This is a genomic window from Chromobacterium sp. CCUG 30098 (assembly GCF_059916605.1).
The window spans coordinates 29,112-45,712 of the sequence record NZ_JAUCGS010000004.1 but is presented as its reverse complement, the minus strand read 5'-3'; the positions used below and the strand labels follow the sequence as shown (position 1 = coordinate 45,712).

At 62.3% G+C, this 16,601-nt stretch carries 15 protein-coding genes; 6 read left to right on the top strand and 9 right to left on the bottom strand.

Features of this window, described 5'->3' with window-relative positions:
• The first annotated feature begins 143 nt into the window (after positions 1–143).
• The gene (locus QUG03_RS10555) at positions 144–1,064 is read left to right on the top strand and encodes a LysR family transcriptional regulator (RefSeq protein ID WP_488905458.1); all 921 of its coding nucleotides are present in this window, start codon (positions 144–146) and stop codon (positions 1,062–1,064) included.
• Positions 1,065–1,133: 69 nt separating this feature from the next.
• Here QUG03_RS10555 and QUG03_RS10550 read toward each other — a convergent pair whose 3' ends face one another.
• From QUG03_RS10550 to htpX, 5 genes are all read right to left on the bottom strand, one after another.
• A complete protein-coding gene (locus tag QUG03_RS10550; RefSeq protein WP_118266751.1) occupies positions 1,134–2,201 on the bottom strand; it encodes a porin in 1,068 nt (355 codons plus the stop codon).
• A gap of 490 nt (positions 2,202–2,691) precedes the next feature.
• Positions 2,692–4,143, bottom strand: coding sequence for an ATP-binding protein (locus QUG03_RS10545; protein WP_107798619.1), 1,452 nt, complete (start codon positions 4,141–4,143; stop codon positions 2,692–2,694).
• A complete protein-coding gene (locus QUG03_RS10540; protein ID WP_107798618.1) occupies positions 4,140–4,859 on the bottom strand; it encodes a response regulator in 720 nt (239 codons plus the stop codon). The genes QUG03_RS10545 and QUG03_RS10540 overlap by 4 nt, the downstream gene beginning before the upstream one ends.
• A 301-nt stretch (positions 4,860–5,160) precedes the next feature.
• Complete coding sequence (locus tag QUG03_RS10535) at positions 5,161–6,147, bottom strand: TerC family protein (RefSeq protein WP_107732454.1); 987 nt, start codon at positions 6,145–6,147, stop codon at positions 5,161–5,163.
• A gap of 101 nt (positions 6,148–6,248) precedes the next feature.
• Positions 6,249–7,130 carry a protease HtpX gene (gene htpX / locus QUG03_RS10530; protein WP_488905457.1) on the bottom strand — a complete coding sequence of 294 codons (882 nt, stop codon included), beginning with the start codon at positions 7,128–7,130 and terminating at the stop codon, positions 6,249–6,251.
• Positions 7,131–7,257: 127 nt separating this feature from the next.
• Between htpX and QUG03_RS10525 the strand changes: the two genes are divergently transcribed.
• Positions 7,258–8,148: a LysR family transcriptional regulator gene (locus QUG03_RS10525; protein WP_474454160.1), complete on the top strand. Its 891-nt coding sequence runs from the start codon at positions 7,258–7,260 to the stop codon at positions 8,146–8,148.
• Positions 8,149–8,196: 48 nt separating this feature from the next.
• Here QUG03_RS10525 and QUG03_RS10520 read toward each other — a convergent pair whose 3' ends face one another.
• The 4 genes from QUG03_RS10520 to QUG03_RS10505 are packed head-to-tail and all read right to left on the bottom strand — an operon-like array spanning position 8,197 to position 11,720.
• A complete protein-coding gene (locus tag QUG03_RS10520; protein ID WP_107798615.1) occupies positions 8,197–8,907 on the bottom strand; it encodes an ABC transporter ATP-binding protein in 711 nt (236 codons plus the stop codon).
• Positions 8,904–9,674, bottom strand: a complete 771-nt coding sequence (locus QUG03_RS10515; RefSeq protein WP_227104323.1) for an ABC transporter ATP-binding protein — start codon at positions 9,672–9,674, stop codon at positions 8,904–8,906. The genes QUG03_RS10520 and QUG03_RS10515 overlap by 4 nt, the downstream gene beginning before the upstream one ends.
• A gap of 3 nt (positions 9,675–9,677) precedes the next feature.
• Positions 9,678–10,778, bottom strand: coding sequence for an ABC transporter permease subunit (locus QUG03_RS10510; RefSeq protein WP_107798613.1), 1,101 nt, complete (start codon positions 10,776–10,778; stop codon positions 9,678–9,680).
• 18 nt (positions 10,779–10,796) lie between these two features.
• On the bottom strand, positions 10,797–11,720 hold the full coding sequence (locus QUG03_RS10505) for a branched-chain amino acid ABC transporter permease (protein ID WP_107798612.1): 924 nt from the start codon (positions 11,718–11,720) through the stop codon (positions 10,797–10,799).
• Between the two features lie 222 nt (positions 11,721–11,942).
• Between QUG03_RS10505 and QUG03_RS10500 the strand changes: the two genes are divergently transcribed.
• From QUG03_RS10500 to QUG03_RS10485, 4 genes are all read left to right on the top strand, one after another.
• A complete protein-coding gene (locus QUG03_RS10500) occupies positions 11,943–12,266 on the top strand; it encodes a hypothetical protein (protein WP_500819957.1) in 324 nt (107 codons plus the stop codon).
• 299 nt (positions 12,267–12,565) lie between these two features.
• A complete protein-coding gene (locus QUG03_RS10495) occupies positions 12,566–13,429 on the top strand; it encodes an MBL fold metallo-hydrolase (protein WP_500819956.1) in 864 nt (287 codons plus the stop codon).
• Positions 13,423–14,121: a DsbA family protein gene (locus QUG03_RS10490; protein ID WP_500819955.1), complete on the top strand. Its 699-nt coding sequence runs from the start codon at positions 13,423–13,425 to the stop codon at positions 14,119–14,121. Before QUG03_RS10495 ends, QUG03_RS10490 begins: the two co-directional genes overlap by 7 nt.
• Before the next feature lie 327 nt (positions 14,122–14,448).
• Entirely contained in the window at positions 14,449–16,524 is a 2,076-nt protein-coding gene (locus QUG03_RS10485; RefSeq protein WP_500819954.1) for a prolyl oligopeptidase family serine peptidase, read from the top strand.
• Positions 16,525–16,601 lie beyond the last annotated feature (77 nt).

The window sequence follows — 16,601 nt, the reverse complement described above, 5'->3', positions numbered from 1 at the left end:
CTCCTGCGTCTTGATGGATGGGATCACGCAGTCTATGCGGCCGCCTCTCCGGCTAACATCACCAAACGCCACGGTTTACATGGATGAAAATGAATGTATTAATCAGCGGGTGCCCACTCATTGCGCCGCCGGCGCGGAGGCCCATGCTCAATACCTTAAGCAATATGGATTTGCGGCTGATCCGCGTGTTTCAGGCAGTGGTCGAGGCTGGCGGCGTCTCCGCCGCGCAGGGCACACTGAACATCAGTCAGTCCACCATCAGCAATCAGCTGGCGGCGCTGGAAACCCGGCTGGGCTATAGGCTGTGCGAGCGCGGCCGCGGCGGCTTCGCGCTGACCGCCAAGGGCGAGCGCCTGCTGGCCGCCAGCCGGCAGTTGTCCGAATCGATGGAATTGTTCTGTCGGGAAGCCCGCCAACTGGACCGGCAGTTGGTCGGGCAATTGCGCATCGGCGTGATCGGCCATACCGCCCTGGGCGCCAATGCGCGGCTGTCGGCGGCGATCCGGCGCTTTCGCGCGCGGCCGCAAGCGGTGGAGTTGATTCTGTCCATGTTGCCGCCGGGCGGCCTGGAGGAAGCGCTGCTGTCGGGCGGGATTCATCTGGGCATCGGCTATTGCTGGCATCGCGCGCCCCAACTGGAGTACCGGCTGCTATTCGTCGAACGGCAGCTGGCCTACTGCGGCCGCGACCATCCGCTGTTCCCGCAGGCCGGCGCGCTTGGCCCCGCCGAGCTGGCCGCCCACGACTGGGCCTGGCGTAGCTATCCGCTGCCGGATACCGGGCTGCCGGTGGCGGATTGGCGCATCAACGCCCGCGCCGACAATATGGAGGCGATCGCCGCCCTGATTCTGTCCGGCCGTCATCTGGGCTTTTTGCCGGAACACTATGCCGCGCCGCTGGCGGAGCGGGACTTGCTGCGAGCGCTGGACCCGGCGCGCTGGCGCTATCTGGCCGAATTCCAACTGGTCACCCGCAAACGCGGCCATCCCAATCCGACGCTGCAGGCCTTCGTCGACGACCTCGTCGCCGCCCACGGCGAGCCACTTGCCGAGCGCCGGACATGAAAAATGCCGCCCCTGTTGCCAGGGGCGGCATTCCAAACTGTTCGCAGCTTTACGTCTAGCCCGTAACGCTTAGAACTTGTGTACGACGTTCAGACCGAAGGCCTTGATCTTGTCGGTGTTAACACCGTTGCTGACCATAGCCTTGGCGTTGCCGTCCATCTTGATTTCGCCGTACTGAGCGCCAACCACGGTGCGCTTGGACAGGCTGTAATCAACGCCCAGCAGGTACTGTTTGTAGCCGCTATCGTTTTGCTTCACGCCGTCAATCTTCACGTCTTTGGACTGGGCGTAGGTGAACTTGGGCATGAAGGCGCCGATCTGGTAGCCAGCGGTCAGCGCGTATTCTTGCGATTCGTACTTGCGACCATCGGTAGCAGCCTCGGAATTGGACAGGAAGTAACCCGGGGTAACAGTAGCGTCGCCCTTGTCGTTACGGTAGCCCAGCGCCACGAAGATGTTGTTGGCGTTGTAGCCGGCTTCGATGCGGTGCTTGTTGTTGGCCTTGCTGCTAGCGTTCAGACCAACGGTAACCGGGCTTTCGTGGATGTACTGGTACTTACCGAAGAAGCCGCTGTTCTCGTAGGACAGACCCAGGTTGTAGGTCTCGCGGTCTTTGTTAGCAGCAGCGTTGCTCTTGTCTTCCTTGGTGCCGTACAGGAAGGCGGCTTGGAAGCCGGCGAATTCCGGGGTGTCGAAACGCACGGCGTTCTTAACATAGCCGTCGCCGCGGGTGAAGGCGTTCAGTTGCAGCGCGTTGCTGCTGCTTTCCCACGGGTTAACTTGAGCCATGTCGGACTCGCCGTAGTTGGCCAGGTGACCCAGACGGAAAGTACCGAAGTTGGAGGACAGACCCACGAAGGATTCGCGGCTGCCGAAGGTGCCGCTGCTTTCGCCGGTGCGGCTCTGGCCGTCGATGCCGAAGCCGGTTTCAACTTGCCAGATGGCTTTCAGGCCATTGCCCAGATCTTCATTGCCTTTGAAACCGATACGGGAACCCAGGTCGTCGATATTGGTTTGCTTGTTGGAGGCGTTATCAACGTACTCAACACCACCTTTGATGGTACCGAACACGGTTACGTCGGCGAAAGCGGCTGCCGGCAGAGTGGCAACCATCAGAGCGATCAGACTTTTTTTCATGATGTGGCTATCCTTCTTGTTTACTTAGGAAGTGAGCGAATACTAGTTGCTGTGTTTCACATTTGCAACTAGCCATGCAAACTTGTGGTCATTAAACAACAGTAGTGTCAAAAAAACAACATCATACTTCAGGCAATCAGACTGAAACACTCAGGCGAAGTTTCACTCTCAACTTGTTAAAATTCATTAACCACAAGCATTTGAGCAAAAAAATGCCCGCACGCGGCGGGCTGAAGATTGGATAGACTTGACTCGAATTCAAAGAAGCGAAAAAGAATCTGTATCAGTGAATTCTGACACTGATTGTAATCAATCACTTTGTAAATGTCCATTTACAATACGGCTTTAATGTAAATAGAGTGTGAACACATCGTAAATTTTGAGAATTCGGCAGATACAAAGCCGCTCACCCGCCCCCTCTCTCATCGCAGCCCGGCGAGAGGACAAGAAAAAAGCCGCGCTAGCGCGGCTCGCCACAAGATCAATGCGTTCAATGTCCGGCCGGCAAACTCAGTTTCACGCACAAACCGCCCTGAGGCCGGTTGTTCAGTTTGAGATCGCCGCCATGGTCGCGCGCAATCGCCCGCGCGATGGCCAGGCCCAGGCCGCTGCCCCCGGTATGGCGCGCCCTGGAATCCTCCAAGCGGACATAAGGCTCCATCACCCGTTCCAGCTCCGCCTCGGCGATGCCCGGCCCCTGGTCCTGAATCCGCACTTCCACCCAGTCTCCCCGCTGCCGCAGGCTGACCTCGATCCCCGCGCCGCCGTAACGGCGCGCGTTCTCCAGCAGATTGCCCAGGCAACGGCGCAAGGCGCCGACCTTGCCGGCGACCGGCGCCACCGCTTCGCTGTGCAGTTGGATGTCGGCGCCGAAAGCCTCCATATCCTCCACCACGCTTTCCAGCAAAGCGTTGAGATTCAGCTTCACCACCTGCTCGCTGCCGCAGCCGCCGCGCAGATAGGTCAGCGAGTCGTTGATCAATTGGTCCATTTCCAGCAGGTCGCGCTCTATCGCCTGCTTTTCCGACGACTCGGCCAACCCTTCCAGGCGCAGACGGATACGGGTGATGGGCAAACGCAGATCGTGCGACACGCCGGCCAGCATCTGATTGCGGGTTTTCAGCAGGCGCTGCAGCTCGGTCTGCATCCGATTGAAGGTTCGGGCGGCTTCCGCCACTTCTTCGGAGCCGGTTTCCGGCAAGGGCGCCTGATTAAGATTGCTGGCCAGGCCTCGGGCCGCCTGCGCGAACAGGCCCAGCGGCCGGATCAGCTGCCGCACCGCCCAGGCGCCCAGAATAGCGGCGGTCAAGGCCACCAGCAGCAGCCAGGCCAGGATGCGGATGGGCTGATCGGCCAGCGAAATGGGCCGCGAGGCGTTGAAGGTCAATACCGTGCCGTCGCTCAGCCTGGCCTGCACCGTGGCCAGATGGGTCTTGAATTCGGCCAGCGGGCCCAGGGCGGTCAGTTCTTCGCCGACGATGGAGCCGGCAAGGCCGGCGTCCCGCGTGGGCGTGAAATTTTTCATCCCCAGCCCGCCCACCCTATCGATCAAGGCCGCGCGGCCGCCTGCCGACGAGTCCTGCTGCTTGGACAACACCTGCAGCTGATAAGGCTTGATCAGGTCGCGCTTGATCAATTGCTGAAACGAGCGGCCATGCCGGCTCAGCGTATTTTCTGGCTGCTCCCAGAACCGGTCCATGCGCACCAGCAGCGTGGGCTGGTTCAGGGCGGAAATCACCTGTTCCCGATATTTGCTTGGACACTCGTCCAATAGATTGACGATGTCGGCGATGTGCTGCGCGGTGTATTGCACGCGCAAGGAATTGCTCAAGCGGTCGCGGTCGCTGAGAATGAAATAAATGCCCAAGGCGTTGGCCAGCAGCAAGCCCCCCACCAGCGTCAGCGAAATCTGGCCATACAATGTGCGCGGCAACCACCTCATCGCAAGGCTTCCACCTCGCAGGCCAGCATATAGCCGCCGCTGCGTATGGTCTTGAGCAGCACGGGCTCGCGCGCGTCCTCGCCCAGCCGGCGGCGCACCCGCCCTATCATCACGTCGACGGTGCGGTCGAACGGTCCGGCCTCCTTGCCGTTCATCGCCTCCATCAGTTGATCGCGCGACATCACCGCGTTGGCGTTTTCCGCCAAGGCCTGCAGCAGTTTGAATTCGCCGCCGGACAGCGGAGTGACCACCCCGGCCTCGTCCAGCAGATGCTGGGCGTTCAGGTCCAGCGTCCAGCCGGCGAAACGCAGCCGGCGCACGCTGGCCGCGTTCGCCGGCTGATCCGACACCCGGCGCAAAATGCTCTTGATCCGCGCCAGCAGCTCGCGCGGGCTGAACGGCTTGGTCAGATAATCGTCGGCCCCCATTTCCAGGCCGATGATGCGGTCCAGTTCGTCGCCGCGCGCGGTCAGCATCAGGATGGGCATGCAGGAGCGCTCGCGCAGATTGCGGCACAGGGTCAGGCCATCCTCGCCCGGCAACATCAGGTCCAGAATCAACATATTGTAGTTCTGCGCGGCAATCGCCTGATGCATGGCCTGGCCGTCGCCGACGGCGTCGACGGCGAAACCCTGCTTGCCCAGGTAGTCGCGCAGCAGGTCGCGCAGGTCGGGGTCGTCATCCACCACCAGCAATCTTGGCACTTCGACAGTCATAACAGCTCACCTCCATTGCGGCTTTATTATAAGACCCGCTAACCCAAGCCCTGATCCTGCCTTGCGCCTCCTGGCCGTACAACTTGTACTGCCTGCGTCGGCGCGTCTAGGCTCAGCTTCTCTGCGAGGTTTGGTTAGCGGCTCTAAGGATACCGCGCCCGCCCGCCGGGCTGAGGGAGAAATCGTGGCCAAATGAGAGAGGTTTACAGAAGGTTTACAAAAAACCGGCCACGCGCATTGCGCATGGCCGGTTTCCCTTGCCCGCCGGAGCCCTGCTCCGGCGCGAACTTATGCGTCCGCCTCAATCGTTGGGGTTCTGATCTCGCGTCTTGTGCAGCGAATACAGCACGCCCGCCAGCAACAGACCCAGCGTCGCCGCCAAGGACCAGGCGGTGGGGATCTTGAACGTCACCCAGCCCACGTCGTTGAAGAACACCAGACCCACTTTGACGCCTATCATCACCAATACCAGCGACAAGGCGTACTTCAGATAATGGAAGCGATGCACCATCGCCGCCAGCGCGAAGTACAGCGCGCGCAGACCCAGGATCGCGAAGATGTTGGAGGTGTAGACCAGGAACGGGTCCTGGGTGATGGCGAAGATGGCCGGGATGCTGTCCACCGCGAACACCAGGTCGGCGCTCTCCACCATGATCAGCGCCAACAGCAGCGGCGTCGCCCACCAGCCGCGAGCCAAGCCATGCGCCTCGCCGCGCACCAGAAACTGTTTGCCGTGCAAGTCCGGCGTCAGCCGCAGGTGGCCGCGCAGCCATTGGTACATGCGGTTTTCCTGGATGGGCGCGTGCTCGTCGTCGGAAAACAGCATCTTGATCCCGGTGGCGATCAGGAACAGGCCGAACAAAACCAGCACCCACTGGAACTGCGCCACCAGCGCCGCGCCCAGGCCTATCATCAAGGCCCGCATCACGATCACGCCGAGAATGCCCCAGAACAGCACCCGGTGCTGGTACAAGCGCGGCACCGCCAGGCTGGAGAAGATCAGCGACATCACGAAGACATTGTCCATGGACAGCGACTTCTCCACCACATAGCCGGTCAGATACTGCATGCCGGCGTCCGCGCCCTGATACCACCAGATCCAGCCGCCGAAGGCCAGGCCGACGCCGATGTAGAAAGCCGACAGCATCAGGCTTTCCTTGACCCCGATCTCCTTTTCCTCTTTGTGCAGCACGCCCAGATCGAAAGCCAGCAGAGCCAGCACAATCGCCATGAACATCAACCACACCCACAAGGGGTAGCCGGCGAAGCCGGCGCTCAACCATTCCATAAGCATTCCTTTAGGCAATAGAAAGGCCCCGGGCCGAGCGAGCCGCCCCGGGGCCTGAATTCACATCAGCCGCCTCCGCTGCCGCGGAGGCGGATCAAAGCTTAACGACCGTGTTCCAGCGCGCCGATGCGCTCCTCGATGCTGGGGTGGCTGGAGAACAGCGCCATCAGGCCGCCGCGCCCGCCGGAGATACCGGAGGCCGCCATATTCTGCGGCAGGTCGCCGGCGGCGACGCCGCCGAGACGGCGCAAGGCGTTGACCATGGGACGCGCGCCGCCCAGCAGGGTGGCCGCGCCGGCGTCGGCGCGGAATTCGCGCTGACGCGAGAAATACATCACGATGGCGGAGGCCAGGATGCCGAACACGATCTCACAGACGATCACAGTGACCATATAGCCAATGCCCGGGCCGCTGGATTCTTCGTCGTTGCGGCGCAAAAAGTTGTCCACCAAATAGCCGACCACGCGCGCCAGGAAGAACACGAAGGTGTTGACCACGCCCTGGATCAGCGTCAGCGTCACCATGTCGCCGTTCTGGATATGGGCGATTTCGTGCGCCAGCACCGCTTCCACTTCTTCTTCCGTCATCGAGGCCAGCAGACCGGTGGACACCGCCACCAGCGAGTTGGATTTGCTCGGGCCGGTGGCGAAGGCGTTGGGCTCGCCCTCGTACACCGCCACTTCCGGCATCGGCAGATTGGCGCGGCTGGCCAGCTTCTGCACGGTGTGCACCAGCCAGCGTTCGGTGTCGTTGCTCGGGGTTTCGATCACCCGCGCGCCGGTGCTCCACTTGGCCATGGTCTTGGACAACATCAGCGAGATGAAGGCCCCGCCGAAACCCATCACCGCGGCGAAGCCCAGCAGCGTGCCCAGGTTCAGGCTGTTGCCCGTCATGAAGCGGTTCAGCCCCAACAAGCTGGCCACAATGCTCAGCACCACCATCACGGCGATGTTGGTGGCGATTAATAGGATGACTCGTTTCATGGTGTTGGCCCTTGCGTTGAATTCGACGGCATTCCGAGGAACGCCCGACACAGTGCATTCTAGACGCTGCGTCCCTCGGAAAAAATCAAATATAATCAGAAAATACATCAAGTTTTTTCGAACCATTATGTCCGAACGGATCAACTTCAAGCATCTGCATTACTTCTGGGCGGTCGCCCACGCCGGCGGCGTCACCCGCGCGGCGGAACAATTGGGCGTCAGCGCTCAAACCGTCAGCGGCCAGATTTCGCGGCTGGAACAGAGCCTGGAGCGAACCTTGTTCCGACAACAGGGACGCCAGCTGGTTCTGACCGAGGCCGGCCATGTGACGCTGCGCTACGCCGATCAGATCTTCATGCTGGGCGAGGAATTGCAGGAAACGCTGGAAGACGCGCAGCTGGACAAGACCATCCGCCTGGCGGCGGGCATCTCGGACGTGCTGCCCAAGGCCATCGCGCTCAAGCTGCTGGAACCGGCGCTACGGCTGGACGCCAAGGTCAGGCTGCAATGCGGCGAAGGCGATTTCGACGAGTTGCTGGCCGACCTGACCCGCCACCGGCTGGACGTGGTGCTGGCGGACCGCCCAATGGCGGCCGGCGGATCGCAGCCTTTTCAATCCTGGCTGCTGATGCGCTGCCCGGTGATGATAGCCGGCGCGGCCGAACTGTGGCGGCGCTACGCCGAAGGCTTCCCCGCCAGCCTGAACCAGGCGCCCATGCTCTTGCCCAGCCGCCATCATGTGCTGCGCAGCCAGTTGGACCAGTGGTTCGAGGAGCGCCGGATCAAGCCGGACATCGTCGCGGAGTTCGACGACGGCGCTTTGCTGGACGCCTTCGGCCGCCAAGGCTTCGGCCTGTTTCCCAGCACGGCGCCCAGCGGCGGCGACGCGAACGCGCCGCAGGCGCTGGGCGAGGTCGACGGGGTCTGGGAGCATTATTACGCCATCGCCAACCGCCGCCGGCTGCAGCATCCAGGCGTGCAGGCCATGTTGCAAGCCGCCATCGACGCCGCGCTCTGAAAGCAAAAAACCCCGGACAAGTCCGGGGTTTGGCGACGCGCGGCGAACTCACTCGCCCAGATAGGCGTTGCGCACGCGCTCGTCGTTGAGCAGATCCTTGGCCTGGCCGCTCATGGTGATGCGGCCGCTTTCCATCACATAGCCGCGCTGCGACACTTCCAGCGCCAGCTTGGCGTTCTGCTCCACCAGCAGCATGGTCACGCCTTCCTTGGCCACCATCTGGATGATCTCGAAGATCTTCTCCACGATGATGGGCGCCAGGCCCATGGACGGTTCGTCCAGCAACAGCAGCTTGGGCTTGGACAGCATGGCGCGGCCCATGGCTACCATCTGCTGTTCGCCGCCGGACAAGGTGCCGGCCAGTTGCTTCTGCCGCTCCTTCAGGCGCGGGAACAACTCGTACACCCGCTCGGCTTCGCTCAGGATCGCGGCCTTATCGTCGCGATAATAAGCGCCCATCAGCAGGTTCTCTTCCACCGTCAGCTTGGCGAACACCCCGCGGCCCTCCGGCACCATGGCCAGGCCGTGGCGCACGAAGTTGTGCGGCGCGATGGTGGAGATGTCCTTGCCGTCGTAACGAATGCTGCCGCCGGATTTTTTCACCATGCCCACCAGGGTTTTCAGCGTGGTGGTCTTGCCGGCGCCGTTGGCGCCGATCAGGGTCACCAACTCGCCCTGCTCGATGTGAAAATCGACGCCCTTGACCGCCTGAATGCCGCCATAGGCCACTTGCAGGTCTTTGACTTCCAAAATGCTCATGCGTGTGCCGCTCCCAGGTAGGCCTCAATCACTTTCGGGTTCTTGCGCACCTCTTCGGGAACGCCTTCGGCAATCTTCTTGCCGTAGTCCAGCACCGCAATGCGGTCGCACAAGCCCATCATCAGTTTGACGTCGTGCTCGATCAGCAGCACCGTCACGCCTCCGGCGCGGATTTTGGACATCAGGGTCTTCAGTTCCTCGGTCTCGCGCGGGTTCATGCCGGCGGCCGGCTCGTCCAGCGCCAGCAGCTTGGGCTCGGTGGCCAGCGCGCGCGCGATTTCCAGTCGGCGCTGATGGCCGTAGGACAGGTTGCGGGCGCGCTCATGCGCCACATCGGCGATGCCCACGTATTCCAGCAGTTCCCAGGCCTTGTCGGTGATCGCCCTTTCTTCTGCCATGGTGCGTCTGTCGCGCAGCACCGCGCCCAAGGCGCCGGCCTTGGAGCGAATGTGACGCCCCACCATCACGTTTTCCAAGGCCGTCATTTCGGCGAACAGACGGATGTTCTGAAAGGTGCGGGCGATGCCGGCGGCCACCACCACGTGCGGCTTCTGTTGGAACAGATTGTGGCCGTCGAACTCGAACGCACCTTCGTCCGGCACATACAAGCCGGTCAACACGTTGAACAGCGTGGTCTTGCCCGCGCCGTTGGGGCCGATCAGGCCGTAAATCTCGCCCTTGTTGATGGTCAGCGCCACGTTGTTGAGCGCGTGCAGGCCGCCAAAGCGTTTATGGATGCCTTCTATCTTCAGCAAAACTTCAGCCATGGCTCAACCTTTCTGCCCTGCGGCTTCTCTATCGTCACGGAACTCGGCTTTACGGCGCTTGGACGGCCACATTCCCTCCGGCCGCACCAGCATCATCACCACCATCGCCAAGCCGAACAACAGCATGCGGGCGTTTTCCGGATCGATCAGCATTTTGCCGAAGGTTTTCATCTGCAGCGGGCCTATCACTTCGCGCAGGATCTCCGGCGCGATGGTCAGCACCACGGCGCCGAGAATCACGCCCGGGATGTGACCCATGCCGCCCAGCACGATCATCGCCAGAATCATGATGGATTCCAGCAGGCTGAACGATTCCGGCGACACGAAGCCCTGGAAGGACGCGAACAGGCCGCCGGCCACGCCGCCGGACAAGGCGCCCAAGGCGAAGGCCAGCAACTTGATGTTGCGGATGTTGATGCCCATCGCCGCGGCGGCGATGTCGTCTTCGCGCAGGGCCACCCAGGCGCGGCCGATGCGCGAATGCTGCAGGCGCCAGGCCATGATCACCACGCCCACGGTCAGCGCCAGGAACAGATAGTAGTAGAGATAAACGCTGTGGAAGCTCAGACCGAACAGCTCCATCGTCTCGCCCAGCGATACGCCGCCCACCTTGATCGGATCGATCAGGTTGATGCCCTGCGGACCGTTGGTGATGTTGACCGGGGTGTTCAGGTTGTTCATGAAGATGCGCACGATCTCCCCGAAGCCCAGCGTCACGATAGCCAGATAGTCGCCCTTGAGCCGCAATACCGGCGTGCCCAGCAAGATGCCGCAGAAAGCCGCCAGCACCGCGCCCAAGGGGATGGTGATGTAAAACGGCAGATGCAGGCCGAAATGCGGCGAGCCCAGCAAGGCGAAGGTGTAGGCGCCCACCGCGTAGAAGGCGATGAAGCCCAGGTCCAGCAAGCCGGCGAAGCCCACCACGATGTTGAGGCCCAACGCCAGCATCACGTAGAGCAAGGCGAAGTCGACGATGCGGACCCAGGAGTTGCCCAGCAGGCCGCCCACCAGGAAAGGCAGTACCGCCATCGCCACCGCGGACAGCACGAACAGGCCGACTTTCTTGCCGGTGTCCATCTTGTTGATATTGAGTGCCATGGTCATGATATGTCGTCTCCAGGATCAGGCACGGTCGGCCATCTTTTCGCCCAGCAGGCCGGACGGACGGAAAATCAGCACCATGATCAACACCATGAAGGCGATGATGTCCTGATAGTTGGAGCCGAGGAAGCCGCCGGTCAGCGTGCCGATATAGCCGGCGCCCAGGCTTTCGATGATGCCCAACAGCAAGCCGCCGGCCACCGCGCCGCCCAGATTGCCGATGCCGCCCAGCACCGCGGCGGTGAAGGCCTTCAGACCAATCATGAAGCCCATATAGTAATGAGCTTGCTCGTAGTTGGTGGCCACCATCACGCCGGCCACCGCGCCCAGGCTGGAGCCGATGACGAAGGTGGCGGAAATAATGGTGTTGACGTTGACGCCCATCAGGCCGGCCACCGCCGGGTTCTGACTGGTGGCGCGCATCGCGCGGCCCAGCTTGGTGCGCTCCACCATCAGCAGCAGGCCGGCCATGATCACCAGACACAGCACGATGATGGTGATCTGCAGCTTGGTGATGCTGGCGCCGAAGAAGGACACCACGTCGTGGTCCAGGATTTGCGGGAAGGGAATGTAGTTGCGGCCCCAGATCAGGATGGCCACCTGCTGCAGCACGATGGACAGGCCGATCGCGGTAATCAGAGGCGCCAGTCTTTGCTTGCCGCGCAGCGGGCGGTAAGCGATGCGCTCTACGGTGAAGCCCAGCAGCATGCAGGCCGCAATCGCCACCAGCAATCCGATCAGCACCAGGGCGGGACCGGGCAGGCCGGAACCGGACAAGGCGTTGACGACGGAGATGGTGACCATGGCGCCGAACATCACCACTTCGCCGTGGGCGAAGTTGATGAGCCCCATGATCCCGTACACCATGGTGTAGCCCAATGCGATCAACGCATAAATGCTACCCAGAACGAGACCGTTCAGGATTTGTTGCAGAAAAATGTCCACGTTGGGAGATCTCCTTTGTATTGACGACCGGCAGCTTGCGGGGTTTCCCCTCTTATTGGCTGCTGCCTGTTCTTGAGTGCCCGGACGAGCCTTGATTATTTGGATTCTGTCAGACAGGCGAACGGATTATGTAGGCGGATTCCAGCGACTGTCAATCTTAAAGATTGGTTAAAACGGCACCAAATCAAGCCCATTTAAAAACAATATAACACATTGTTTTTCATGCATTTTTTCAAAAAACAAGACGAAACCGGCCAAAGAAATTTTGAATTTCTCCGGATAAAGGAAAACCCTGAGCCAGCAGGTCGTTTTTCAGATTTTGATCATGCTTTGGCGCAAAATATGTTCGCTTTCGAAAAGACGCCCATCAAAGAATTCGCATTACAACATTCGCTCGCTTTCGCGATTCGAATGGATACAATCTCCCAAAATAGCGCCCCAAGTCGACAAAAATTGCATGCCGCGGCGCATCAAACACCAAGCAAGAACAGGGCCATCGCCTACAGCGCCCATCCGACATTCCGGCCTCCGCGCTTTTATGGCTGAAACATAGCCCATTCAATCCGTCTTGGCTGCAACTGTCTAAGAGGCCGCCCAAGCTCTCGCCCTTGCTCGCGATCCCTGGAGCCGGTCTGAACAAGCGTCCGTCCCCTCCCCCGTCGAGGCCCAACGCCTGAGTAGACGACGGAAAGCCCCTGAGGCTTCGACCAATTAGATCGAAACAAGCAACAATTTATTGCGATTTAGATGGTTTATTCCCATTAAGCGCGCGTTTTATAGTGAGCGTCGAAATCCAGCCTACTCACCGCCGGCGATAGAAGCCGGGCCATATGGAGAATGAATCGATGTTCCGCCAAACCCTGATCGCCGGCGCCCTGACCCTGGCGGCAACGGCCGCCGTCGCCGCGCCGCTGAAACTGTCCATCTACAACGCCGACGGCAATAGCTTCAATGTCAGCTCGGTCCTGGTCAGCGGCGAGAAAGACGCCATCCTGATCGACACCGGCTTCACCCGCGCCGACGCCCACCGCATCGCCGCCAAGGTGCTGGACAGCGGCAAGCAACTGAAAACCATCTATATCAGCCAGGCCGATCCCGACTACTACTTCGGCGCCGCCGAACTGAAGAAGATCTTCCCGCAGGCCCAAGTGCTCAGCAACGGTCCGACCCTGGCCAAGATCAAGGCCAATATCCAGGGCAAGCTCGCTTACTGGGGCCCGCAAATGGGCGTCAACGCGCCCAGCGCGCCGCTGCTGCCCGAAGCGCTGAAAGGCGAACGTCTGGAACTGGAAGGCAAGGCGCTGGAAATCAAGGGCGCGCGCGGCGTGCTGGCGCACCGCGGCTATGTGTGGATTCCGTCCCTGCGCGCGATTGTCGGCAATGTCGGCGTCACCGCGCCCAGCATGCACGTCTGGACCGCGGACACCCAGAGTCCGGCCGAACGCCAGGCCTGGATCAAGCAGCTGGACGAAATGGAAGCGCTGCAACCGGAAATCGTAGTCCCCGGCCACATGCAGGCCGGCGACAAAACCGATCTGAGCGCCGTGCGCTTCACCCGCCGGTACTTGCAGCAGTTCGAACTGAATCTGGCCAAATCGGCCAATAGCGCCCAGTTGATCCAGGCGATGAAGCAAGCCTTCCCGCAAGCGGGCGAAGACATGTCGCTGGAGATCGGCGCCAAGGTCAATAAGGGCGAGATGAAATGGTAAGCGCCTCCACGATCCGGCTGCACTACTTTTACGATCCGCTGTGCGGCTGGTGCTACGGCGCTTCGCCGCTGCTGCTGGCGGCCGCGGCGCGGCCGGAAGTCGAACTGGCGCTGCACGGCGGCGGCATGCTCAGCGCGCCGCACAACCGCCGCGTGAACCTGGAGTGGCGCGGCTACGTGATGCCGCACGATCACCGCATCGCCGCCCTCAGCGGCCAGCCCTTCGGCGACGCCTACTTCGACGGCTTGCTGCGCAGCGAGGCGCGTTTGGACTCGACGCCGCCCATCGCCTCCGTCCTGGCCGCGCCGGAACTGGGCATTGCGCCGCAGACCATGCTGGCCCGCGTGCAAGCCGCTCATTACCTGCACGGGCTTGAGATCGCCGACGTCGCGGTGCTCGCCCGGCTAGCGGCCGAATTGGGCGTGTCCGCCGACCGCTTCGCCGACGCCTACGCCGGCGGTCTGGCGCGCAGCGTCGAGCATATAGACCACAGCCGCCGGCTGATGACCCGCCTGGGCTTGCGCGGCTTCCCGTCCGCGGCGCTGGAAGTGGACGGCCGCTTCCAAGCCCTGGATCTGGGCTCCTATCTGGGCAAGCCGGACATGTTCAGCCAGCACCTGGCGCAACTCGGCGCCGCCACCCTCTCAGGCTCGGCCGAGCTGCCGCCGATGTGCGGGCTGGACGGCTGCTAAGCGCCTGTTCAAAGCCGCGCGCAGGGGCGCGACCTGCTGAAAGCAAGCGCTGAAAAAGCGGCCTTGCTCATGGGACGCATGAGCATTCCGAATGCGGCACGCACCGAGTCGCGCCCTAGGCCGCGCAGCCTACCGTGAACGGCTGCCAAGGCCCCGCCCCTCGCCCTCCCCGCCAACGGCGGCCACGCCTGGACATGGCCGCCGTTCGTCTTCTCCGCTCGCGCGGCGCTTGATGACAAACAAATTCTCGGACGTTACAGTATTCGGACACATCAAAACAAATCCACTGTCTACAGCCATTGGCTGAATTAAGGGAAACCCGTCCGGATGAAAACCTTAGGCACCCCACTGTCCTTCGCCCTGCTCGCGCTCTGCGCCGCGGCGAACGCCGCGCAAGACCCGTATCTGTGGCTGGAGGAGATTCAAGGCAAGGAAGCGCTGGCCTGGGTCGGCCGGCAAAACGAAAACACGCGCCAGGACCTCGGCCGGCAAACCGACTACCCGGCGCTGCGCCGCGAGCTGCTGACCATCCTGGACTCCAACGACCGCATCCCCTCCGTGGAGAAGATAGGCGGGCTCTACTACAACTTCTGGCGCGACAAAGACCACCCGCGCGGGCTGTGGCGACGCGCCACGCTGGACGAATACCGCAAGGCCGCGCCGCAATGGGAAACCGTGCTGGACCTGGACCGCTTGGCCAAGGACGAGGGGGAAAACTGGGTGTGGCAAGGGGCCGACTGCCTGCGCCCCGATCAGGAACGCTGCCTGCTGCGCTTAAGCCGCGGCGGCGGCGACGCCGCGGTGGTGCGTGAATTCGACCCGGCCGCCAAGGCCTTCGTCAAGGACGGCTTCCAGCTGCCCGAAGCCAAGAGCGAAGTCAGCTGGCAGGACCGCGACACCCTTTATGTGATGAGCGACTTCGGCCCCGGGTCGCTGACCGACTCCGGCTATCCCCGCGTCGTCAAGACCTGGCGCCGCGGCCAGCCGCTGGCCGAAGCGCAAACCGTGTTCGAAGGCCAGCAGGCCGACGTCGCCGTGCACGCGGCCAGGATAGACGCCCAAGGCCGCCGCTACGATCTGATCACGCGCGCGCCCACTTTCTTCAGCACCGAGGCGCGGCTGCTGGTGGATGGAAAATGGCGCAAGCTGGACAAGCCCGACCATGTCGGCGTCGATTTCTTCGGCGACTGGCTGCTGTTGACGCCCAAACAGGGCTGGACCGCTGGCGGCAAGACCTGGCGCGGCGGCTCCTTGCTGGTCATCAAGACCGACGCCTACCTGGCCGGCGAACGCGGCTTCAGCCCCCTGTTCGAGCCCAGCGCCGCCGTCTCGCTGGCGGAGCAGACGTCCACTCGCGACAGCTTGCTGCTGACCATGCTGGACAATGTCGGCAGTCGCTTAATGGAATGGAAGGTCGTGGACGGCCAATGGCGGTCGCGCCCGGTGGCCACGCCCAGCTTCGGCAGCATCAGCGTGCGCGCGGTCGATCCCGACCGCGACAACCGCTACTTCTACAGCTTCACCGATTTTCTGACGCCGCCGACGCTGGCCCTGGCCGAAACCGGCAGCGATGAGCGCCGGACGCTGAAACAGCAGCCCGGCTTTTTCGACGCCGGCCCCTACCGCATCCAACAGTGGTTCGCCGCCTCTCGCGACGGCACCCGCGTGCCCTATTTCCTGGTCAGCCGCAAAGACATCAAGCTGGACGGCTCCAACCCCACGCTCTTGTACGGTTACGGCGGCTTCGAAGTGTCGCTGACCCCGCGCTACAACGGCGCGCTGGGCAAGGCCTGGCTGGAACGCGGCGGCGTCTACGCGCTGGCCAATATCCGCGGCGGCGGCGAATACGGTCCGGCCTGGCACGAGGCGGCGCGCAAACAGCTGCGCCAGAACGCCTACGACGACTTCGCCGCCATCGCGGAAGATCTGGCCAAACGCGGCGTGGCCGACGCCCGTCATCTGGGCATCAAGGGCGGCAGCAACGGCGGCCTGTTGATGGGGGTGATGCTGACCCAGCGTCCGGAGCTGTTCAACGCCGTGGTCTGCCAGGTGCCGCTGCTGGATATGCGCCGCTTCAACCGCTTATTGGCCGGCGCCAGCTGGATGGACGAGTACGGCAACCCCGATTTACCGGAAGACTGGGCTTATATCCGCCGTTACTCGCCCTATCAGAACCTGAAAGCGGACGCGCGTTACCCGGCCACCCTGTTCATGACCTCGACGCTGGACGACAGGGTTCATCCCGGCCACGCCCGCAAAATGTTCGCGGCCATGCAGGCGATGGGCGCCCCTGTGCAGTATTTCGAGCGCACCGAGGGCGGGCACGGCGCCGCCGCCAACCATCAGCAGGAAGCCGATATCGCGGCCATGGAATACGCCTTCCTGTTGCGCCAACTGCGCTGACCCGCCCGGCCCGGCGGAACAGATGCGGGCATCAAAACAAACCGCCTGCGGCCGAAACGGCGGCAGGCGGTTTTGCA